Below are 19,711 nucleotides of genomic sequence, written 5' to 3'. Positions count from 1 at the left end.
CAATGACGGCTTCCAACGGCGGGGGCTGGCAATGGCGGGGCCTTCGCGGTAGATCACGGCGAAGATCGGCGAAACGCGGGACCACATACATAAGATGCAGCCTGAAGAACAGTTCTCCTGTGGTGTCGTCATCGTCGCGGCCGGCCGCGGCGAGCGTGCCGGCCAATCGGCCGAGGGCCCGAAGCAGTACCGGACGATCGGCGGCCGGCCTGTTATCGCGCACACGCTTGACATTTTCGCGACATGGGCAGGAACGGGGCCGCTGATTGTGGTTATCCACCCCGATGACGAGGAATTGTTTGCCTCCGCTTTGAAGCGCGTGCCCACGCCAAGCGATTTGACCATCGTGCACGGAGGAGCGACGCGGCAGCTTTCGGTCCTCGCAGGCTTGGAGGCGATTGCGGCTGCTGGCGCCAAATACGTCATGATCCACGACGCCGTGCGCCCCTTTGCCGACCACGCCTTGCTCGATCGCTGCCGGGCAGCGCTGCTGGCCGGCGCGGAGGCGGTCCTGCCGGCGATCGCCGTCGCCGATACGCTGAAGCGGGCCGGCGCAAATGGCGTCGTAGGAGAGACCGTCCCACGAACCAACCTCTTTGCGGCACAGACGCCGCAGTGCTTCAAGTTGGACGCGATCCTCTCCGCGCACCGTGCCGCCAATGCCGGCGCCAAAGCGGATTTCACCGATGACGCGTCCATTGCCGAATGGGCGGGCATTCCCGTTGTCTTGGTCGAAGGTATGGTGGACAACGTCAAGCTCACGTTGCAGAGGGATATTTCGATGGCTGATGAAAGGCTCACGGGCAGCACGATCCCGGACGTGCGCACTGGCAATGGCTACGACGTCCATCAACTCATCGAAGGCGACGGCGTCACGCTTTGCGGCGTGTTCATTCCGCACGATCGCAAACTCTCCGGCCATTCCGATGCCGATGTCGCGCTGCATGCGCTGACCGATGCACTTCTCGCAACCTGCGGCGCAGGTGATATCGGCGATCACTTCCCTCCGTCGGACCCGCAATGGAAGGGTGCGCCTTCCCGTATCTTTCTGGAGCATGCGGCGCGGATCGTGCGCGAGCGTGGCGGCGTCATCACCAATGCGGACGTATCGATCATCGCCGAAGCGCCGAAGATCGGGCCGCACCGGCAGCAGATGCGGGAGAACCTGGCAGCAATGCTCGGCATTGCAATCGACCGCTGCTCGATCAAGGCGACCACCAACGAAAAGCTCGGCTTCATCGGCCGAAACGAAGGGATCGCTGCAATCGCAACTGGGACGGTCGTCTACGCGCCGGGGAGCAGCGCATGATCTGGCCGGCCGATATCGAACGAAAGGCGCACGCGATCATCGCCGACTTCACCCAACGCAAGCTGAAGCTAGCCACGGCGGAGTCCTGCACCGGCGGCCTGATTGCCGGCGCGCTGACCGAGATTGCCGGTTCGTCACTCGTCGTCGATCGTGGTTTCGTCACCTACTCCAACGACGCCAAGATACAGATGCTCGGTGTTGAGATCGCGACGCTCGCCGCCCACGGCGCGGTCTCGCGCGAGACCGCCATCGAAATGGCACGGGGCGCCGTCTCCCATTCCGGGGCGGATGTCGCGGTCGCCGTGACGGGTATAGCTGGCCCGGGCGGGGGTTCGGCGGAGAAACCGGTGGGACTTGTACATCTCGCCGCTACAGGCCCCAACGGCAGGGTGCTTCACCGCCAGATGCGCTATGGCGACATTGGCCGCGATGCCGTCCGACTGGCAACCGTCAGAACCGCGCTCGACCTCCTCAAAGAGATCGCTCAGGAAGCGTAGATCTCGTCGGCTCTCTTTTCGAAGGCATCGGAAAACATCCGAAATGCTCGGTCGAACATGGAGCCCATCAGAGCCCCCAGAATGCGGCTCTTGAATTCGTAGTCGATATAGAAGTGCACGATCGACAGCTTTTCGCCAGTCGGCTCGAAGCGCCACTCATTGTCGAGATATTTGAACGGCCCGTCGATATAGTTGACGTCGATCGTGCGCTCGGCCCTGTTGAGCAGAACCTGGGTCGTGAAGGTCTCGCGGATCGCCTTGTAACCGACGGTCATGTCCGCCAGCAGCAACACCTTGCCATCGCGCTCCTTGCGTGAGCGCACACTCAAGGCCTCACAGAGCGGCAGAAACTCCGGATAGCGCTCGACGTCGGCAACGAGATCGAACATCTGATCGGCCGAATGCTTGACGACATGGTTGGTTTCATAGTGTGGCATGACTTGCAGTTAAGCGCGTGCCGCGAGAAGTTCAAGCAGCGTGCGCATTTGTGCCCGGCTTCTTATCTGCAGGACCGGAACGTCCGGCCCGTGCTCCCGCAGGCCGGTCTCGATCCGCGGCACGAACTTGCGCTCGAACGTCCAGATATAGCGGACGAACTCCCAACTTACCCGTTCCGGACATCCGTCGGCCATTTCCGGCCGTGCCGCCCCTCGCCATTTCAGCCAACGCCGCGTCACGCCTATCAGGCACAGCAAGCGTGGCATCCTCACCCAGAGCACGACGTCTGCGCGGGGCAGTCGCAGATCGAAGGTCGACGGGTTCGTCCCATCCATCACCCATCGCGCGTTAGCGACCTTGGCGGCGATAAGACTTCTTTGTTCCTCCCGCGCTCTGGAAACCCATCCGGGCAGCCAGAAGAACTCTCTGTCCATCGAAACAAATGGGAGTTCGTAGTGTTCCGACAAGTGTCGGGCGAGTGTCGTCTTGCCTCCCCCCGAGCAGCCGATGACCAAAACACGTTTTGCCTCCGAGAGAATAGATGCAGCCCGCTTCGTGTCCGTCAGATCATCTGCCACTCTCGCCCCCCCAAAAAAAGAGCCGCGACGATACAACGCCGCGGCTGTTCTTCACCGGCTGTGGGAATGAACTACTCCGCTTCGGCCAGAAGCTTCTTTTCGCGCGCTGCCCTCAACCGCGCAAAATCGTCGCCCGCGTGATGCGACGAGCGTGTCAGCGGGCTTGAGGAGACCATCAGGAAGCCCTTCGTGTAGGCGACCGTCTCATAGGACTTGAACTCCTCCGGGGTCACGAAATTCTCGACCTTGTGGTGCTTGCGGGTCGGCTGCAGATACTGGCCGATCGTCAGGAAATCGACGTCAGCGGTACGCAGGTCATCCATCAACTGCAGCACCTCGTTCCGTTCTTCGCCAAGGCCGACCATGATGCCGGATTTGGTGAACATCGACGGATCGAGTTCCTTCACCCGCTGCAGGAGCCGGATCGAATGGAAGTAGCGAGCGCCAGGACGAACGGTCAGATAGTTCGAGGGCACCGTTTCGAGATTGTGGTTGAAAACGTCGGGCTTGGCGGCGACCACACGCTCCAGCGCACCGGGCTTGCGCAGAAAGTCGGGCGTCAGGATCTCGATGGTCGTTTCGGGAGAGGCCGCGCGGACCGCGAAGATGACTTTCTCGAAATGCTCGGCACCACCGTCGTCCAGGTCGTCGCGGTCGACCGAGGTGATGACGACGTGGCTGAGCCCCATCTGCTTGACCGCCTTGGCAACGTTGGCGGGCTCTTCCATGTCGAGCGCATTCGGCTTGCCCGTCGAGACGTTGCAGAAGGCGCAGGCCCGCGTGCAGATCTCGCCCATGATCATGAAGGTCGCGTGCTTCTTGTCCCAACATTCGCCGATGTTCGGGCACCCAGCCTCCTCGCAGACGGTGACCAGATTGTTGCCCTTCACGATCGAGCGGGTTTCCATGTATCCCTTCGACGTCGGCGCCTTTACCCGAATCCAATCGGGCTTGCGCAGCACTTCCGTGTCAGGCTTGTGCGCCTTTTCCGGATGGCGGACGCGTTGCGCCCGGTCCGAGACAGCATCGAAAACCGTTACCATGTGTCTTCCTTTGTCGCGTCGAGCGCGCGGCGTGACGCCGACCTGCCCGTTATCGATCTATATAAACGGCCCGACAGGAAAAGTCAGGCCGGCAGTTGCAATGCGGCCCGACAGCAGACGCATGGCTTGCGCGGCGCTACCTTCTCACGGCGCGCCCCGCGGCAATCAGCAGGCAGGCGCCGATAAAGCCGATGACCAGATAGGCGAGCCAGCCGGTGTAGGTCATACCGAAGGCGGCCAGAATGAAGTTCAGTACGATGGCGCCCAGAATGCCAAGGACGATGTTCATGAACAGCCCCATCTCGCTGTTCATGAATCTCTCCGCAAGCCAACCGGCCAATCCGCCTATGATGATTGCAGCAAGAATACCGACGCCATTCAAGCTCATCGCGACCTCCCCGCAGTGAAAAAGCACCAGCGGCTTCAATGCATGATCGGATCAAAAGTTCCGAACGGCGGCACGTCATCAGGCGTTCAGCATCCGGCCGTAGGCGTCAAGCACGCTTTCCTTCATCATTTCCGACAGCGTCGGATGCGGGAAGACCGCGTGCATCAGTTCTTCCTCGGTCGTTTCGAGATTCATGGCAACAACGAAACCCTGGATAAGTTCGGTTACCTCGGCACCGACCATATGCGCACCCAAGAGTTCGCCGGTTTTCTTATCGAAGATCGTCTTGATCAGCCCCTGGTCCTCGCCGAGCGCGATGGCCTTGCCGTTGGCGGCGAAGTTAAAGCGGCCGACACGGATCTCGCGGCCGAGTTCCTTCGCCTTCGCTTCAGTCAGTCCGACAGAGGCAACCTGCGGGTCGCAATACGTGCAGCCCGGGATCTTGCCCTTGTCGAGCGCGTGCACGCCTGGGACACCGGCGATCTTCTCGACGCAGATCACGCCCTCGTGCTCGGCCTTGTGCGCCAGCATCGGCGGCCCGGCGACGTCGCCGATCGCGTAGATGCCGGCTACATTCGACTTGCCATAACCATCGGTGACGATGCAGCCGCGATCGGTTTTGACGCCAAGCGCCTCAAGCCCAAGATTCTCAATATTGCCTTGCACGCCGACGGCGGAGATCAGGCGGTCGGCCTTGATCTGCGTTGCCTTGCCGTCCTTCGTCTCGACATGCGCGGTGACATCATTCGCGCCCTTTTCCACCTTCGTCACTTTGGCGTCGGTGAAGATCTTCATGCCGCGCTTTTCGAGCTGCTTGCGGGCGAAAGCGGAAATCTCCGCATCCTCTACCGGCATGACCTGCGGCAACAGCTCGACGACGGTGACGTCCACGCCCATCGACAGGTAGAAGCTTGCGAATTCGATGCCGATGGCGCCGGAGCCCATCACGAGCATGGATTTTGGCATTTCCTCAGGCTTCATCGCCTCGAAATAGGTCCAGATCAGCTTGCCATCAGGCTCGATGCCCGGGAGCGCGCGTGGCCGGGCGCCGGTCGCGATGATGATGTGCTTGGCGGTGTACGTGCCCTCGCCCTTCACGCCCTTCGGCACAGGGTTCTGTGGTTGGACCGCGGGCTTAGACGGCGCGCCAACGACGATCTCGCCGGACTTCGTCAGCTTGGCCTCGCCCCAGATGATGTCGACCTTGTTCTTCTTCATGAGAAATCCAACGCCACCGTTCAGCCGAGCGGAGACAGCACGCGAGCGGGCGACGACGTCCTTGACGTTGGCGGTCATCTTGCCTTCCAACGTCAAGCCGTATTTCTTGGCGTGATTGGCGTGGTCGAGTATCTCGGCGGAACGCAGCAACGCCTTGGTGGGAATGCAGCCCCAGTTGAGGCAGATGCCGCCGAGGTGCTCGCGTTCGACGATCGCCGTCTTCAAGCCAAGCTGAGCCGAACGAATGGCGGTGACATAGCCCCCCGGACCCGAACCGATAACGATGACGTCGTAATTCTCAGCCATATGTTTCCTACCTTGTCTCAAGCGACCTGCAGGGTGAACAGCACCCAGTCGTGTTTCTTGCTGTCCTCGAAAAGCGGCACGGCTTCAACGCGCGCCACCTCCTCGAAGCCGTTGACCTTATAGAGTGCCTGAGCCGTTTCATTGTGGCTTTCGGTGATCAGGCTCACCGGCGCCGACCTGGCGCGGGCAATTTCGTGTTCCAGCAAAGCGCGGCCGATCCCCTTGCCGCGATGATGCTTGTAGACCCCCAGGCTGTCGATGAACCAATGGCCCACCACCTGCCTCTGAAGGGCTAGCAATGGGGCGAGCACCGGATGGTTCGCTTCGATATCGCGGACGGAGGAATCGATCGCGTAGGAGACCGCTACACCCGCAATCTCGTCCTCGACTTCGGCAACGATCGCATCGCGCCACGTACCCCGCCCCGCGTCTTCGCGTAGCTTGTTGCGGCCGTGTTCGAACGCCGTTTCCGCGACGCCACGCAACACACCGCCATACCAGAGCCAGGCCGCAAATCCGTGCGAGGCAATATCGATCAGGACAGCCAGGTCCGCTGCCTCTCTCCGTTCCGCAGGTCTGAGGGTCGCGCCGGCCGCCATGGTCAGAGCCCGAGCATCATCCGCACGACCGGTTCCAATCCCCGGCCAATCGCGCGGGTGTTGTCGGCGTCGAGATGCACGCCATCGAGCGGCGTGGTCTTTGCCACCGAGCCGGCGTCGAAAAAACCGCAGTCGAGCTCGTCGGCGAGATCTCGGTAGAGCGGCGCCAGCATTGCCGATTGCTCGATAGCGCCCGCATACATTGCTGCAAAGGCGCTGTTCGCGGTTTCGCAAAGCGGCGGCGGCGAGACGATGAGGATGTCCGGCCCCTGCTCGGCTTCGACCGGCCAGTCGTGCCGACGGACTAGATTGACAAGGCGCGCGATCCCCTTCACGGCGCCGAAGGCCGTGCCGTGGATCACCGGCTTCATGTCGTTTGTGCCAAGCAGGAAGATCATGAGATCGAGCGGGGCGTGGCTGTGGAGCATGGTCGGCAGGACGCGGGCTCCGTTGCGGTCGCAATCGGCGAGATGGTCGTCATAGGCTGTCGTGCGGCCGTTCAGCCCTTCGGCTATGACGTGCACACCCGGACCGAGGGCTTTTTGCAGCACGCTCGGCCAGCGGTCTTCCAACGCATGCCGGCCAAGGCCGCTCGCGTCATAGCCCCACGTCAGACTGTCACCGTAGCAAAGGACTGTCTTCATCGCTTGTGCCCGCGTTTACAGCGCCGCACGTCTTCTCAGACGCGCAAAGGACGCTGTAGCACTTTGAATCGCTGCACGTTTTTGTCCTTAAATCGGCTAAGATTTAAGGAAACCTGCAGCAGGGGAATGGACCGGCCAGAAAAGCCGGTCCGGATCGCATCAGACCAGCATGCCCATCGGGTTTTCGATGTAGCGCTTGAAGGCGGCGAGCAGCTCGGCGCCGAGCGCGCCATCGACGCAGCGATGGTCGGTCGAAAGCGTCACGGTCATCATGTTGGCGATGACCATTTCCTTGTTCTTGACGACGACGCGTTCCTCGCCGGCACCGACCGCAAGGATGGTCGCATGCGGCGGGTTGACGACGGCGGCAAAGTTCTTGACGCCCATCATGCCCATGTTGGAGACGGCCGTGGTGCCGCCCTGATACTCTTCCGGCTTCAGCTTGCGCTCCTTGGCGCGCTTGCCGAGATCCTTCATCTCGTTGGAGATGGCCGAAAGGCTTTTCAGCTCCGCCTGGCGGATAATCGGCGTGATCAGGCCGCCGGGAATGGATACGGCAACGCCAACATCGGCGTTCTTGTGCTTGACCATGTTCGTGTCAGTCCAGGATACGTTCGCATCCGGAACATCGCGCAGCGCCAACGCCAATGCCTTGATCACCATGTCGTTGACCGAGAGCTTGTAGACCGGCTTGCCGTCCTTCTCCGGGGCTGCGGCATTGAGCTGCGCGCGAAGCGCAAGCAGAGCATCGAGCTCGCAATCGATCGAAACATAAAAATGCGGGATCGTCTGCTTCGATTCGACGAGGCGCTTGGCGATCGTCTTGCGCATGCCGTCGTGCGGGACGAGTTCGTAGGAACCCGGCTCGAAGAGCTTGAGCACTGCGTCCTCGGACATGCCCTTGGCGAGGGCCGCCGGAGCGGGGGCAGCCGCGGCAGCGGCCTGAGGTGCAGCTGCCGGCTTGGCGCCACCGCCGGCAACAGCCGTCTCGACGTCCTTCTTGACGACACGGCCATGCGGGCCGGACCCGGCGATTGCGGAGAGATCGATGCCAGCTTCCTTGGCGAGACGGCGCGCAAGCGGCGAAGAGAATACACGCTTGCCATCCCCCGCAGCGGGTGCTGGCGATGGCGCTGCGGTCGGCTGGGCAACAGGTGCCGCAGCGGGCGCCGGCGCAGCGGTCGGCGCTGCCGGAGCCGGTTGTTCGGCTTTGGCGGCTGGTGCCGGCGCTGCCGCGCCGTTGCCACCCTTCGCAGCCGTTGCCACGTCCTCGCCATCGGCGGCTAGAACGGCGATCAGCGCATTGACCTTGACGCCTTCGGTCCCGGCCGGAACGACGATCTTGGCAACGGTACCTTCATCGACGGCTTCCACTTCCATGGTCGCCTTGTCGGTCTCGATCTCGGCGATGACATCGCCGGACCTCACCTTGTCGCCTTCCTTGACCAGCCACTTGGCCAGATTGCCTTCTTCCATGGTCGGAGAGAGGGCAGGCATCGTGATGTTGATTGGCATCGAAGCGCCCTCCCCTTATTTGTAGCAAACGGCTTTCACGGCATCGACGACCTCGGCAACGCTCGGCAGCGCCAGCTTTTCGAGGTTTGCGGCATAGGGCATCGGCACATCCTTGCCGGCGATCGTCAGGATCGGCGCATCAAGGTAATCGAAGGCCTGCTGCATGACGCGGGTGGCGATTTCGGTACCGACGGAGGACTGCGGGTAGCCTTCCTCGACGGTGACCAGCCGGCCGGTCTTCTTCACCGACTCGATCACTGTCGGAAGATCCATCGGGCGGATCGTGCGAAGATCGATGATCTCGACGTCAATGCCCTGCGCTTCGAGCTCGGCTGCAGCCTTGACGGCATAGGTCATGCCGATGCCGAAGGAAACGATGGTTGCATCCTTGCCGACGCGATGGATGCGAGCCTTGCCGATCGGCAGAACGAAATCATCGAGCTTCGGCACCTCGAAGGAATGACCGTAAAGGATTTCGTTCTCGAGGAAGATCACCGGGTTCGGGTCGCGGATCGCAGCCTTCAAGAGGCCCTTCGCATCAGCGGCCGTATACGGCATGACGACCTTGAGACCTGGAATGTGGCTGTACCAGGCGGCATAGCACTGCGAGTGCTGCGCAGCGACGCGGGCGGCCGCACCGCTCGGACCACGGAAAACGATCGGCGCGCCCATCTGGCCGCCCGACATATAAAGCGTCTTGGCGGCCGAGTTGATGATTTGGTCGATCGCCTGCATGGCGAAGTTGAAGGTCATGAACTCGACGATCGGCCGCAGACCGGTCATTGCCGCGCCGACGCCGACGCCGGCAAAACCATGCTCGGTGATCGGGGTATCGACCACGCGACGCGGGCCGAATTCCTGCAGCAGGCCCTGGGTGATCTTGTAGGCGCCCTGGTATTCGGCGACTTCCTCACCCATGACGAAAACGTCGTCGCTGGCGCGCATTTCTTCGGCCATCGCATCACGAAGCGCCTCGCGCACCGTTATCGAAACCATTTCCGTGCCGGCGGGGATCGCGGGATCGGCAGGAACTTCCGCCTTCGGCTGTGCCGCAACCGGCGCCGGGGCCGGCGCGGCGGCAGGCGCTTCATTCGCAGCAGGCTTCGGTGCCTCCGCCTTCGCCGTCGCAATATCGCCGGCAGCCTCACCGTCCTGCAGCAGCACGGCGATCGGCGTATTGACCTTCACGCCTTCGGTGCCGGCTGCGATCAGGAGTTTGCCGATCGTGCCTTCATCGACGGCTTCCACTTCCATCGTCGCCTTATCGGTTTCGATCTCGGCAATGACGTCGCCTGACGACACCTTGTCGCCCTCGTTCTTCAGCCATTTGGAGAGCGTGCCTTCCTCCATCGTCGGGGAAAGGGCGGGCATGAGAATTTCTACTGGCATGATTGTCCCTCCCCGGATCAAAGCAGGATGTCGGTGTAGAGCTCGGATACATCCGGCTCCGGATCAGACTGAGCAAAATCGGCGCTGTCCGCAACGATGTCGCGAACATCCTTGTCGATCTGCTTCAGCTCGTCCTCGCTCGCCCAGCCCTTTTCGGTAAGCCGGGCCTTTACCTGCTCGATCGGGTCATGCTCGGAGCGCATCTTCTGCACTTCGTCCTTCGACCGGTACTTCGCCGGGTCGGACATGGAGTGGCCGCGATAACGATAGGTCAGCATCTCGAGGATGATCGGCCCCTTGCCGGAACGGCAATATTGAACGGCTTCATCGGCTGCCGCCTTGACCGCGCGAACATCCATGCCGTCGACCTGATAACCGGGAATGCCGAAGGACGCGCCGCGCTGCGAGAAGTCAGTTTGCGCCGATGCGCGGGACACGGATGTACCCATGGCGTAGCGGTTGTTCTCGACGATGTAGATCACCGGCAGCTTCCAGAGAGCAGCCATGTTGAAGCTCTCATAGACCTGCCCCTGGTTGGCGGCACCATCGCCGAAATAGGCGAGGCTGACATTGTCGTTGCCGCGGTACTTGTTAGCGAAGGCAAGACCGGTGCCGAGCGAGACCTGCGCGCCAACGATGCCGTGGCCGCCATAGAAATGCTTTTCCTTGGAGAACATGTGCATCGAGCCGCCCTTCCCCTTGGAAAGGCCGCCGCGACGGCCGGTCAGTTCGGCCATCACGCCGCGTGCGCTCATGCCGCAAGCAAGCATATGGCCGTGATCACGGTAACCGGTGATGACCTGATCACCTTCCTTGAGCGCCAACTGCATGCCGACCACGACGGCTTCCTGACCGATATAGAGGTGACAGAAGCCGCCGATGAAGCCCATACCGTAAAGCTGGCCGGCCTTTTCCTCGAAACGCCGGATCAGCAGCATTTCGCGGTAGGCTTTGAGATCATCTTCCTTGGAGAATTCGGCGATGGTGCCGCCGGCGAAATCCTTTTTTGCGGACTTGGCAGCGGTCTTGCGGCTGGAGACGGACGCGGTTTTTCGCGGAGCCATTCATTCCTCCCAAATGGTTAGCCTTTGCCGGCTACCATAGGGAAAGAAGAGCGACACAGCAATGCCATATTTGCATGGCTATTATTCTGCGCAACTATTTGATTTTTATTCGGAATTTTCGATTAACTCAATTTAGGTTAATTCTGGTTGCGATGAAAAATAACGATCTCATCGCTCCGCGACATGTTGAGCGCGAGGCGAGCCTTCTCATCCAGCATATCTCGTTCCAGCGAACCGTCGCTCATCAGCTCGACCTCCTTTTCGAGGATTTTTCGCTGATGGGTCAGCTCATCCAATCGGGCTTGCCGCACGGCGATCTGTCGGTCGAACTCCTCTGTCGCTCTCAGGCCGTATCCTCCGTGGATCGAATGATAGCCGAAATAGGAAAGAAACGCGACCGCCATGAGCGGCACCACCAGCCGCCCCAATCTCCGTTTCTTGTGATGTCGTGTCCACATGATCCATGCCCTGATACGCAATACAAGACGATACTAACGTCGATTGATTAACCGACCGTTGACCATGAATGGCAGGAAAAATGAAACCCGCCTGCCGTGAGGCAGACGGGTCGAAATTAACAGATCGCGAAGTTTGGCGCGGGATTCGCCCTCACCCTGCCCTCGCCGCGAATGCAGGAAGAGGGAACTTCGGCCGCCGAGCTATCCGCTTGTCCCTTCTCCTGCCTGCGGGGAGAAGGTGCCGGCAGGCGGATGAGGGACGGCGTCGGGGCCGGACTTATTTAACCGCGCAGGATCGAGCGGCCGGCGTATTTGGCCTGCAGACCAAGCTGCTCTTCGATGCGGATCAGTTGGTTGTACTTCGCAAGCCGGTCGGAGCGCGCGAGCGAGCCGGTCTTGATCTGCCCGCAATTGGTGGCGACCGCGAGATCGGCGATCGTCGCGTCCTCGGTTTCGCCGGAACGGTGCGACATAACGGCGGTGTAGCGGGCCTTGTGGGCCGTCTCGACCGCATCGAGCGTTTCCGAGAGCGAGCCGATCTGGTTGACCTTGACGAGGATCGAGTTGGCAACCCCCATCTTGATGCCGTCGCGCAGTCGAGCCGAGTTCGTGACGAAGAGATCGTCGCCGACGAGCTGGACCTTGGAGCCGATCTTGTCCGTCAGCGCCTTCCAGCCATCCCAGTCGTCCTCGGCCATACCATCCTCGATCGAGATGATCGGGTACTTGGCAGCGAGTTCGGCGAGGTATTCCGCCATGGCGACGGGCTCCAGCGTGCGGCCCTCACCTTCGAGCACGTACTTGCCGTCCTTGAAGAATTCCGTCGAAGCGCAATCGAGCGCGACATACATGTCCTCGCCCGGCTTGTAGCCAGCCTTCTCGATCGACTTCATGATAAAATCGAGCGCCGCGGGGGCGGAAGCCAGGCCCGGAGCGAAGCCACCTTCGTCGCCGACATTGGTGTTGTGGCCGTCGGCAGCCAGCTGCTTCTTCAGCGTGTGGAAGACTTCCGAACCCATGCGCACGGCGTCCTTCAGCGTTTCCGCGCCGACCGGCATGATCATGAATTCCTGGAAATCGATCGGGTTGTCAGCATGCGCACCGCCATTGATGATGTTCATCATCGGAACCGGCAGGAGATGCGCGTTCGGACCGCCGACATAGCGGTAGAGCGGCAGGCCGGCCGCTTCCGCTGCGGCCTTTGCAACCGCCAACGAAACGCCGAGAATGGCATTGGCGCCGAGGCGCGACTTGTTCGCCGTGCCGTCGAGCTCGATCATGGTCTTGTCGATCTGGATCTGGTTTTCGGCGTCGAGGCCCCCGATCGCTTCGAAGATCTCTCCGTTGACCGCGTCGACGGCGCGCTCGACGCCCTTGCCGAGATAGCGAGTACCGCCGTCGCGCAGTTCGACCGCTTCGTGGGCACCGGTCGAGGCGCCCGAGGGAACAGCGGCCCGGCCGAAACTACCGTCTTCGAGATGAACGTCGACCTCGACGGTCGGGTTGCCGCGGCTGTCCAGAATTTCGCGGCCGATGATATCGATGATTGCAGTCATGATCTCTTCCCTGGTTAGGACGACGGTGTGGTCGGGCCTGTCTTAATTCATGGCCTCGAAATTACAATGGCGCGAAGGATGCAAATGCCGAAGCGCCATTGCGGTTCATGAAAATTTCACGAAGGCCGGCGCAGCTCAGGCCTTGGCAATCGCGTCGAAGGCAAGCAGCTTTTCAAGAAGCCGCGGCATGTCCTTCAGGTGCACCATATTGGGGCCATCCGAAGGCGCGTTGTCTGGATCTTCGTGCGTCTCGATGAAGAGGCCGGCGACGCCGACAGCAACAGCGGCGCGCGCCAAGGTTTCAACGAACTCGCGCTGGCCGCCGGTGGAGCCGCCCTGTCCGCCCGGCTGCTGCACGGAATGCGTGGCGTCAAAGATCACCGGCGCACCCAGCGCGGCCATGATCGGCAGCGAACGCATGTCGGAAACCAGCGTGTTGTAACCGAAGGAGGCGCCACGCTCACACAGAAGAACATTCGGATTGCCGCTCATCGTGAACTTGGCGAGCACGTTCTTCATATCCCAGGGCGCGAGGAACTGGCCCTTCTTCACGTTGATCGCGCGCCCGGTCTTGGCGGCCGCGACGAGCAGGTCGGTCTGGCGCGACAGAAAGGCCGGGATCTGCAAGATCTCGACCGTCTCCGCGACGATCGCGCATTGCTCTTCGGTGTGAATGTCGGTCAGCACCGGAAAGCCGAACTCCTTCTTGAGGTCCGCGAAAATATCGAGCGCATTGTCGAGGCCGATGCCGCGCTTGCCGGAGAGCGAGGTGCGGTTCGCCTTGTCGAAGGAAGACTTGTAGACGAGGCCGAGCCCCAGCGACTTGCAAAGCTCGACGAGCTTTCCGGCCATCATGAAGGCATGATCGCGGCTCTCCATCTGGCAGGGGCCAGCGATCAGCGCCAGCCGCTCCTTCTGCGAAAAGACCACCTGGCCGGCACCCTCGCCGACGACAACCCTGGCATTCGTTTCCATCATCACACTCCAAATGCGAAAATCACCCCTTGCCCCGGCGCTTCCGGAACAATGAGGCGTCCGCCCATTTCTGCAAATTCGATATCGTTCTTGGCAAAGAGCGCGCGCGTCGCTTCGAGGTCAGCGACACGGAACACGACGGCGCGCCCTCGCAGGCCGCGCTCGGCACTGCGGACCGAACGGCCGAAAAAGGCCTCCATTCCGGCAGCGTTGAGCACCGAAAGCTTGGCGTTGCCCGTTTGAATGTCCATGCCGAAGGAGTGGGCCGAAACCTCGCGGTCATCGACGCCTTCCTGCAGCAGATACTGGAAGTCGGTGGGATTTGGCTCCGACAACACAACCTCGGCAATGCCGAGCACACCGTTCTCATGACGATGAAGGGCGGTCTGCTCGACCGGCAGCGCGCGAATGCGCTGACAACTGAAGAGGAAGAAATCCGGGGAACGCAGATCCGCCGCAAATGCCAGCCGGAAGGAGCCGAGGCCTTCACGGCCGTCCGGCAACCGCATCGGCCGCGAGAATTCCAGCATGTCGCCGCCAGAGACGCCACTCGCGCGGAAACGCATGTGATCGGTCGCGGCATCGGAGGTTGCGACAACGATCGCCGACATGCCTTCCGGGCCTTGACGGAAGCGGAATGCCTGGTCACGGGCGACAAAGACATTGCCGGCGAGCGCCGCGGCCTCGCACTCCTCGCGCGAGGCGATGGCAAGCGGTTCCAGATAGGTGTTATCGGCGAAGAAAACGCACGCATTCTCCGTGCCGAAGGGATGGCGCGCATCGTCGGCAACCACAAAGCCGAGATCGCTCAAGCGCCGTCTCGCCTGCGCAAGCTCGGCCACCGGCAGCACGAGATGATCGAGCGGGCGGGTGGTGCGCTTGGATAAGCTCATGGCGTGTTCCCTGATGGCCGGTTCGTCGCTGTTTGCAACTTTTGCCGGCCGATTGCAAGCATGCCCCGATCGGGCAGACGCTGGACGATGGAGGATTTGGCGGCGAAGCACCGTGCCGCCCGAAAAGGAAGCGGCCGGTCCGTGAGGGCCGGCCGCGAAAGAAGCTACAATGTGAGAAGGCCCCGTTAGACGAGGCGCGATTGCTCCAGCGCCGCCTCGATGAAACTCGCGAAAAGCGGGTGCGGATCGAGCGGCCGAGACTTCAGTTCCGGGTGGTACTGAACGCCGATGAACCAGGGATGGTCCTGGTACTCGACCGTTTCAGGCAAAACGCCGTCCGGCGACATGCCGGAGAAGACCAGGCCACAGGATTCCAGCCGCTCCTTATAATCGTTGTTGACCTCGTAGCGGTGACGATGGCGCTCGGAAATGTCGGTCGAGCCGTAGATGTCGGCAATCTTGGTGTTCTGCTTGAGGGCCGCGCGATAGGCGCCAAGGCGCATGGTGCCGCCAAGATCGCCGGAGGCGGAGCGCTTTTCAAGTTCGTTGCCCTTCACCCACTCGGTCATCAACCCGACCACAGGCTCCTTGGTCGGGCCGAATTCGGTCGAAGAGGCCTTCTCGATGCCAGCGAGGTTGCGGGCAGCCTCGACGACGGCCATCTGCATGCCGAAGCAGATGCCGAAATAGGGAACCTTCCGTTCCCGCGCAAAGCGGGCAGCATTGATCTTGCCTTCGGAACCGCGCTCGCCGAAACCGCCGGGAACGAGAATGCCGTGGACCTTCTCAAGCCAGGGCGCCGGATCCTCCTTCTCGAAGATTTCCGATTCGATCCATTCGAGCTTGACCTTGACGCGGTTGGCGATGCCGCCGTGGTAGAGCGCTTCGATCAGCGACTTATAGGCGTCCTTGAGGCCAGTATACTTGCCGACGATGGCAATCGTGACTTCACCTTCCGGTGTGCGGATACGATGAGCAACGTCTTCCCAGGCTTCCATGCGTGGCTTTGGCGCCGGCTCGATACCGAAGGCGGCGAGGACCTCGTTGTCGAGGCCCTCCTTGTGATAGGCGATCGGCACGTCATAGATCGAGGCGACATCGAGTGCCTGGATGACGGCGGACTGGCGGACATTGCAGAAGAGCGACAGCTTGCGGCGCTCCGCTTCCGGGATCTCGCGATCGGCGCGAACGAGCAGGATATCGGGATGGATACCGAGCGCCTGCAGTTCCTTGACCGAATGCTGCGTCGGCTTGGTCTTCAACTCGCCGGCTGCGGGGATATAGGGCATCAGCGTCAGGTGAACGTAGACAGCGGTGCCGCGCGGCAGGTCGTTGCCGAGCTGGCGGATCGCCTCCATGAAGGGCATCGCTTCGATGTCGCCGACGGTGCCGCCGATCTCGCAGATGACGAAATCGTAATCGTCGTTGCCCTCGATGACGAAATTCTTGATTTCGTTGGTGACGTGCGGGATCACCTGAACCGTCGCGCCGAGATAATCGCCGCGCCGCTCCTTGTCGATGATGTTCTTGTAGATCCGACCCGTCGTGATGTTGTCGGTCTTCGTCGCCGAGCGCCCCGTGAAGCGTTCGTAGTGGCCGAGATCGAGATCGGTTTCCGCCCCGTCGTCGGTGACGAACACCTCACCGTGCTGTGTCGGGCTCATCGTGCCCGGATCGACATTGAGATAGGGGTCAAGCTTGCGCAGTCTCACCCGATAGCCACGCGCCTGCAGAAGCGCTCCGAGAGCGGCTGCAGCGATGCCTTTTCCGAGGGAGGAAACCACGCCGCCAGTGATGAATACATATCGCGCCATGGGAGTCACCGGATACCTTTTCACAAATGATTCCGCCACCGAAAAATTCGTTTATTGGAATTTTTCCGTCTTCGAAGGGGCAGATTTCACACAAAACAAAACCGGCGGATGAAACATCCGCCGGTGGGTTCTTCTGATTTGCGACCTTATTGGCCGCTCGGAACTTGCGATCCCGTATTGCCGTTGGCCGGCGTTTCGGTCGAGGGTGCGGCACCAGCGGGTGCCTGACCCGCGGCGGGCGCACCGCCGGCCGGCGCAGCGTTGTTGGTGCCGTTGCCGGCAGGCGGCTGCTGGGCGTTTCCGCCAGCCGGAGGAGTCTCACCGCCGCCGAGCGAGTCAAGCACGCCACCGCCGCTCGAGCTCGTGCCCGGGATGCGGTCGAGAATGTCGGTCGCCTGCGGCTCGTAACGGGAGAGAATGCCCATCGCGAGCGCCAGACCGAAGAAGAGGAAAGCGAGAACGGCTGTCGTGCGGGTCAGCGCGTTGGCCGTACCGCGGGCGGACATGAAGCCCGAGCCACCGCCGATGCCGAGACCGCCACCTTCGGAACGCTGAATGAGGACGACGCCAATCAGGGCGACGACGACCATGAGATAGATGACGAGTAGTACGGTCTGCATCAGCTTCCAGTCCTGCCCTCTTGGGCACACGAATCAAACCCGGCGCGAAACACGGCGTGGCCGGGCGCAAGTGGCGCCTCTTTATACCAAGCCGCCGGCTATTCCAACCCCCCGCCCGCGCGGAGGAACAATCAGGCTGTCAATTCTTTATATGCCCCGTAGATGGCGAGGAAGTCTTCCGCTTTCAAGCTTGCGCCGCCGATCAGGGCACCGTCCACGTTTGCGACGCCCATCAGTTCCTTGGCATTCCCGGGCTTGACGGAGCCGCCATAGAGAATGCGCATCTTGCCGCCTGCAGCCGCGAAGCGCGAGACCAGTTCGCTGCGCATGAAAGCATGCGCCTCCTCTACGTCCGATGCTGTTGGTGTGAGGCCGGTGCCGATCGCCCAGACAGGCTCGTAGGCAATCACCGTGTTCTCCGCCGTCGCGCCATCCGGCAGGCTTTCTACGAGCTGGCGCTTCAGGACATCGAGCGTCTTGCCGCCCTTGCGCTCATCGCCGGTCTCGCCGATGCAGACGATGGCAACGAGGCCGGCGGCATGAGCGGCTTCCGTCTTGGCGCGCACCAGCGCGTCACTCTCGGCGTGGTCGGTGCGGCGTTCGGAATGACCGACGATGACATGGGTGCCGAAGCAGTCGGCGATCATCTCGGCCGAGACGTCTCCCGTGTGGGCGCCGGACTGTTTCTGGTGGCAATCCTGCCCGCCGATCATCAGTGGACTGTCGTCGCAAAGGGCGGTGGCCACGTAGAGCAATGTTGCCGGCGGGCAGATCAGCGTTTCCACCTTTTCGGACAGACCGCCCTTGACGCCCTCAGCCATCGCCTTGATCTGGTCGAGCGAGGCACGTGTTCCATTCATCTTCCAGTTTCCGGCAACGAGCGGGCGGATATCGGGCGTCATGAAATTCCTCCGGGTCGGGTCTCTTTTCCGGCTAGCGGCCTAGCAAATCGCCGGGGCAAAAAAAAGCGCTTCGTCCGGAATAATCCGGCACTGCCGACGATCCCGCACCCGGCCGGAGACATATTCTCTGCTGCCCTGAAGTGTTCGGCGCGCCTTTGCCGCACTGTCGCGAACCAATTTTGCGGCATCGCCAACGAATAAAAACGGGGCGTCGTGCGTCTCATGCGGTGCACCGGCCGGCAGAAAGAATTGCGACCTGGATGCCCGGAGGTAGCGATGTTGCGCAACAGCGAGACCCGATTCGGATTGGTGACAATCGTGCTGCATTGGACGATTGGATTGCTGATCCTCGGGTTGCTCCTGCTCGGCTTCATCATGCGACGCACCGGGGTCGATCCGGCGTTACAGTTCGCGCTCTATCAATGGCACAAATCGTTCGGCTTCGCCGCGCTCGGGCTTGCCCTCATCCGAGCGATCTGGTGGCTCGTCGAACGAACCCCATCACCGCCCGCGAGCGTCAGTCCGCTCGAACGCAAGGCCGCTCGCCTGACACATGACATTCTGATCGTTCTTGGGATCGTCGTGCCGTTTACCGGTTGGGCGGTCGCCTCTGCGTCGACGCTGAACATTCCGAGCTTCTTTTTCAACATGATCGTCATTCCGCATCTGCCGCTGGCGAGATCGGAGACGTCGGAAAATTTTTGGACCTTCGCCCATGCGCTGCTTGCCTATGTGGCAATGGCCCTGATCGCGATCCACGCTGCGGCGGCGTTCTATCACCATTTCAAGCGAGGTGACGAGGTGCTTACACGAATGCTCCGCCCGGGAGTTCGCCCAGTTGGCGCGGGCTCGGGCGGCACCAGTGCGCGAAAACGTGACGACGCGGCTGTCGGGAGGAAATGATCGATGACGGTTACGATCAATTCGGCGGTAAAAGCGACGGTGTACATCGCTTTCATATTCTCAACATCAGTGGCAAACGCCCAGGCACCGGCACTTGCGGACGCCGCCGGAAGCTACCGTATCGCCAGTTCCTCGAGCATCCGGTTCAGCGTTGGGCAGGTCGGCGGAGGTGGCGGCATTGCCGGCAGATTCGCCAAGTTCTCCGGCGGCTTCCGTATCGATGGCGGCAATATCGAGCGCTCCTCCGTCGAGTTCACGCTTTACCCGGAAAGCGTGAGGGCGAGCGAGCGGCGGGTGGAGGATTTCCTGCGTTCCAGTGCTGTTTTCGATGCGGCAACCTTTCAAACCGTGACCTTCCGTTCGACCCGCGTCAGGCAAACGGGGCCTGCCACTGCAACGGTCGAAGGTGCGCTGACGGCACGCGGCAAGACACGCAAGGAGCGCTTTGCGGTTACGCTCATCGATTGGAACAGGCGCTCGATCTCCTTCACCATCCGTGGCAGCATCCGCCGTTCACCCTATGGGATGGACGTCGGCACGCCGATCTATTCCAATGTGGTCGAGTTCGACATGAGAATAATCGGGCAAAGGAGATGAAGGCC

21 protein-coding genes are annotated in these 19,711 nt (G+C 61.5%); 4 read left to right on the top strand and 17 right to left on the bottom strand.

What is annotated here, in order from left to right; genetic code table 11:
• The first annotated feature begins 94 nt into the window (after window positions 1-94).
• Window positions 95-1,309 (top strand): bifunctional 2-C-methyl-D-erythritol 4-phosphate cytidylyltransferase/2-C-methyl-D-erythritol 2,4-cyclodiphosphate synthase, encoded by a 1,215-nt coding sequence (locus QN224_RS22005; RefSeq protein ID WP_283978369.1) that lies wholly within the window; start codon window positions 95-97, stop codon window positions 1,307-1,309.
• A complete protein-coding gene (locus QN224_RS22000; RefSeq protein ID WP_283978528.1) occupies window positions 1,309-1,806 on the top strand; it encodes a CinA family protein in 498 nt (165 codons plus the stop codon). Before QN224_RS22005 ends, QN224_RS22000 begins: the two co-directional genes overlap by 1 nt.
• Here QN224_RS22000 and QN224_RS21995 read toward each other — a convergent pair.
• The 17 genes from QN224_RS21995 to tpiA all read right to left on the bottom strand — a co-directional run bounded on the left by QN224_RS21995 (window position 1,794) and on the right by tpiA (window position 18,206).
• A complete protein-coding gene (locus QN224_RS21995; protein ID WP_283978368.1) occupies window positions 1,794-2,243 on the bottom strand; it encodes a type II toxin-antitoxin system RatA family toxin in 450 nt (149 codons plus the stop codon). The two genes, QN224_RS22000 and QN224_RS21995, sit on opposite strands and share 13 nt — an antisense overlap.
• Window positions 2,244-2,252: 9 nt before the next feature.
• Window positions 2,253-2,822 (bottom strand): AAA family ATPase, encoded by a 570-nt coding sequence (locus QN224_RS21990; protein ID WP_283978367.1) that lies wholly within the window; start codon window positions 2,820-2,822, stop codon window positions 2,253-2,255.
• 71 nt (window positions 2,823-2,893) lie between these two features.
• Window positions 2,894-3,865, bottom strand: a complete 972-nt coding sequence (gene lipA / locus QN224_RS21985; protein WP_283978366.1) for a lipoyl synthase — start codon at window positions 3,863-3,865, stop codon at window positions 2,894-2,896.
• A gap of 136 nt (window positions 3,866-4,001) precedes the next feature.
• Entirely contained in the window at window positions 4,002-4,253 is a 252-nt protein-coding gene (locus QN224_RS21980; RefSeq protein ID WP_173512687.1) for a GlsB/YeaQ/YmgE family stress response membrane protein, read from the bottom strand.
• Window positions 4,254-4,331: 78 nt separating this feature from the next.
• Window positions 4,332-5,777 (bottom strand): dihydrolipoyl dehydrogenase, encoded by a 1,446-nt coding sequence (lpdA, locus tag QN224_RS21975; RefSeq protein ID WP_283978365.1) that lies wholly within the window; start codon window positions 5,775-5,777, stop codon window positions 4,332-4,334.
• Window positions 5,778-5,794: 17 nt separating this feature from the next.
• Window positions 5,795-6,376: a GNAT family N-acetyltransferase gene (locus tag QN224_RS21970; protein WP_283978364.1), complete on the bottom strand. Its 582-nt coding sequence runs from the start codon at window positions 6,374-6,376 to the stop codon at window positions 5,795-5,797.
• Between the two features lie 2 nt (window positions 6,377-6,378).
• Window positions 6,379-7,020 carry an SGNH/GDSL hydrolase family protein gene (locus QN224_RS21965; RefSeq protein ID WP_283978363.1) on the bottom strand — a complete coding sequence of 214 codons (642 nt, stop codon included), beginning with the start codon at window positions 7,018-7,020 and terminating at the stop codon, window positions 6,379-6,381.
• A 159-nt stretch (window positions 7,021-7,179) separates the two neighbouring features.
• Window positions 7,180-8,535, bottom strand: coding sequence for a pyruvate dehydrogenase complex dihydrolipoamide acetyltransferase (locus QN224_RS21960; RefSeq protein ID WP_283978362.1), 1,356 nt, complete (start codon window positions 8,533-8,535; stop codon window positions 7,180-7,182).
• A 15-nt stretch (window positions 8,536-8,550) separates the two neighbouring features.
• Window positions 8,551-9,924: a pyruvate dehydrogenase complex E1 component subunit beta gene (locus QN224_RS21955; RefSeq protein ID WP_283978361.1), complete on the bottom strand. Its 1,374-nt coding sequence runs from the start codon at window positions 9,922-9,924 to the stop codon at window positions 8,551-8,553.
• 17 nt (window positions 9,925-9,941) lie between these two features.
• On the bottom strand, window positions 9,942-10,988 hold the full coding sequence (gene pdhA, locus QN224_RS21950; protein WP_173512681.1) for a pyruvate dehydrogenase (acetyl-transferring) E1 component subunit alpha: 1,047 nt from the start codon (window positions 10,986-10,988) through the stop codon (window positions 9,942-9,944).
• 137 nt (window positions 10,989-11,125) lie between these two features.
• On the bottom strand, window positions 11,126-11,446 hold the full coding sequence (locus QN224_RS21945; protein WP_269284246.1) for a septum formation initiator family protein: 321 nt from the start codon (window positions 11,444-11,446) through the stop codon (window positions 11,126-11,128).
• Window positions 11,447-11,727: 281 nt separating this feature from the next.
• Complete coding sequence (gene eno / locus QN224_RS21940) at window positions 11,728-13,002, bottom strand: phosphopyruvate hydratase (protein ID WP_283978360.1); 1,275 nt, start codon at window positions 13,000-13,002, stop codon at window positions 11,728-11,730.
• Window positions 13,003-13,137: 135 nt separating this feature from the next.
• Window positions 13,138-13,980, bottom strand: coding sequence for a 3-deoxy-8-phosphooctulonate synthase (gene kdsA, locus QN224_RS21935; protein ID WP_283978359.1), 843 nt, complete (start codon window positions 13,978-13,980; stop codon window positions 13,138-13,140).
• Entirely contained in the window at window positions 13,980-14,870 is an 891-nt protein-coding gene (locus tag QN224_RS21930) for a VOC family protein (RefSeq protein WP_283978358.1), read from the bottom strand. The genes kdsA and QN224_RS21930 overlap by 1 nt, the downstream gene beginning before the upstream one ends.
• 185 nt (window positions 14,871-15,055) lie before the next feature.
• On the bottom strand, window positions 15,056-16,693 hold the full coding sequence (locus QN224_RS21925; RefSeq protein ID WP_283978527.1) for a CTP synthase: 1,638 nt from the start codon (window positions 16,691-16,693) through the stop codon (window positions 15,056-15,058).
• Window positions 16,694-16,830: 137 nt separating this feature from the next.
• Window positions 16,831-17,304, bottom strand: a complete 474-nt coding sequence (gene secG / locus QN224_RS21920) for a preprotein translocase subunit SecG (protein WP_283978357.1) — start codon at window positions 17,302-17,304, stop codon at window positions 16,831-16,833.
• A gap of 131 nt (window positions 17,305-17,435) precedes the next feature.
• Entirely contained in the window at window positions 17,436-18,206 is a 771-nt protein-coding gene (gene tpiA, locus QN224_RS21915; protein ID WP_173512675.1) for a triose-phosphate isomerase, read from the bottom strand.
• Between the two features lie 276 nt (window positions 18,207-18,482).
• Between tpiA and QN224_RS21910 the strand changes: the two genes are divergently transcribed.
• Together QN224_RS21910 and QN224_RS21905 are read left to right on the top strand one after the other, a co-directional pair.
• Window positions 18,483-19,109, top strand: a complete 627-nt coding sequence (locus QN224_RS21910; protein ID WP_283978356.1) for a cytochrome b — start codon at window positions 18,483-18,485, stop codon at window positions 19,107-19,109.
• A gap of 3 nt (window positions 19,110-19,112) precedes the next feature.
• Entirely contained in the window at window positions 19,113-19,706 is a 594-nt protein-coding gene (locus QN224_RS21905) for a YceI family protein (RefSeq protein ID WP_283978355.1), read from the top strand.
• The last annotated feature ends 5 nt before the right edge of the window (window positions 19,707-19,711 follow it).

Origin of the sequence: Sinorhizobium sp. 7-81 (assembly GCF_030124405.1) — a bacterium.
Lineage (GTDB): Bacteria > Pseudomonadota > Alphaproteobacteria > Rhizobiales > Rhizobiaceae > Sinorhizobium > Sinorhizobium psoraleae.
The sequence above is the reverse complement of the archived record's forward strand: the minus strand, read 5'-3'. Positions and strand labels throughout refer to the sequence as shown.

Excerpts from the sequence above, each read along its gene's own strand:
- QN224_RS22005 (WP_283978369.1), top strand. The coding sequence starts at position 95 with ATGCAGCCTGAAGAACAGTTCTCCTGTGGTGTCGTCATCGTCGCGGCC.
- QN224_RS21995 (WP_283978368.1), bottom strand. The coding sequence starts at position 2,243 with ATGCCACACTATGAAACCAACCATGTCGTCAAGCATTCGGCCGATCAG.
- lipA (WP_283978366.1), bottom strand. The coding sequence starts at position 3,865 with ATGGTAACGGTTTTCGATGCTGTCTCGGACCGGGCGCAACGCGTCCGC.
- QN224_RS21980 (WP_173512687.1), bottom strand. The coding sequence starts at position 4,253 with ATGAGCTTGAATGGCGTCGGTATTCTTGCTGCAATCATCATAGGCGGA.
- lpdA (WP_283978365.1), bottom strand. The coding sequence starts at position 5,777 with ATGGCTGAGAATTACGACGTCATCGTTATCGGTTCGGGTCCGGGGGGC.
- QN224_RS21970 (WP_283978364.1), bottom strand. The coding sequence starts at position 6,376 with ATGGCGGCCGGCGCGACCCTCAGACCTGCGGAACGGAGAGAGGCAGCG.
- QN224_RS21965 (WP_283978363.1), bottom strand. The coding sequence starts at position 7,020 with ATGAAGACAGTCCTTTGCTACGGTGACAGTCTGACGTGGGGCTATGAC.
- QN224_RS21960 (WP_283978362.1), bottom strand. The coding sequence starts at position 8,535 with ATGCCAATCAACATCACGATGCCTGCCCTCTCTCCGACCATGGAAGAA.
- QN224_RS21955 (WP_283978361.1), bottom strand. The coding sequence starts at position 9,924 with ATGCCAGTAGAAATTCTCATGCCCGCCCTTTCCCCGACGATGGAGGAA.
- pdhA (WP_173512681.1), bottom strand. The coding sequence starts at position 10,988 with ATGGCTCCGCGAAAAACCGCGTCCGTCTCCAGCCGCAAGACCGCTGCC.
- QN224_RS21945 (WP_269284246.1), bottom strand. The coding sequence starts at position 11,446 with ATGTGGACACGACATCACAAGAAACGGAGATTGGGGCGGCTGGTGGTG.
- eno (WP_283978360.1), bottom strand. The coding sequence starts at position 13,002 with ATGACTGCAATCATCGATATCATCGGCCGCGAAATTCTGGACAGCCGC.
- kdsA (WP_283978359.1), bottom strand. The coding sequence starts at position 13,980 with ATGATGGAAACGAATGCCAGGGTTGTCGTCGGCGAGGGTGCCGGCCAG.
- QN224_RS21930 (WP_283978358.1), bottom strand. The coding sequence starts at position 14,870 with ATGAGCTTATCCAAGCGCACCACCCGCCCGCTCGATCATCTCGTGCTG.
- secG (WP_283978357.1), bottom strand. The coding sequence starts at position 17,304 with ATGCAGACCGTACTACTCGTCATCTATCTCATGGTCGTCGTCGCCCTG.
- tpiA (WP_173512675.1), bottom strand. The coding sequence starts at position 18,206 with ATGACGCCCGATATCCGCCCGCTCGTTGCCGGAAACTGGAAGATGAAT.
- QN224_RS21910 (WP_283978356.1), top strand. The coding sequence starts at position 18,483 with ATGTTGCGCAACAGCGAGACCCGATTCGGATTGGTGACAATCGTGCTG.
- QN224_RS21905 (WP_283978355.1), top strand. The coding sequence starts at position 19,113 with ATGACGGTTACGATCAATTCGGCGGTAAAAGCGACGGTGTACATCGCT.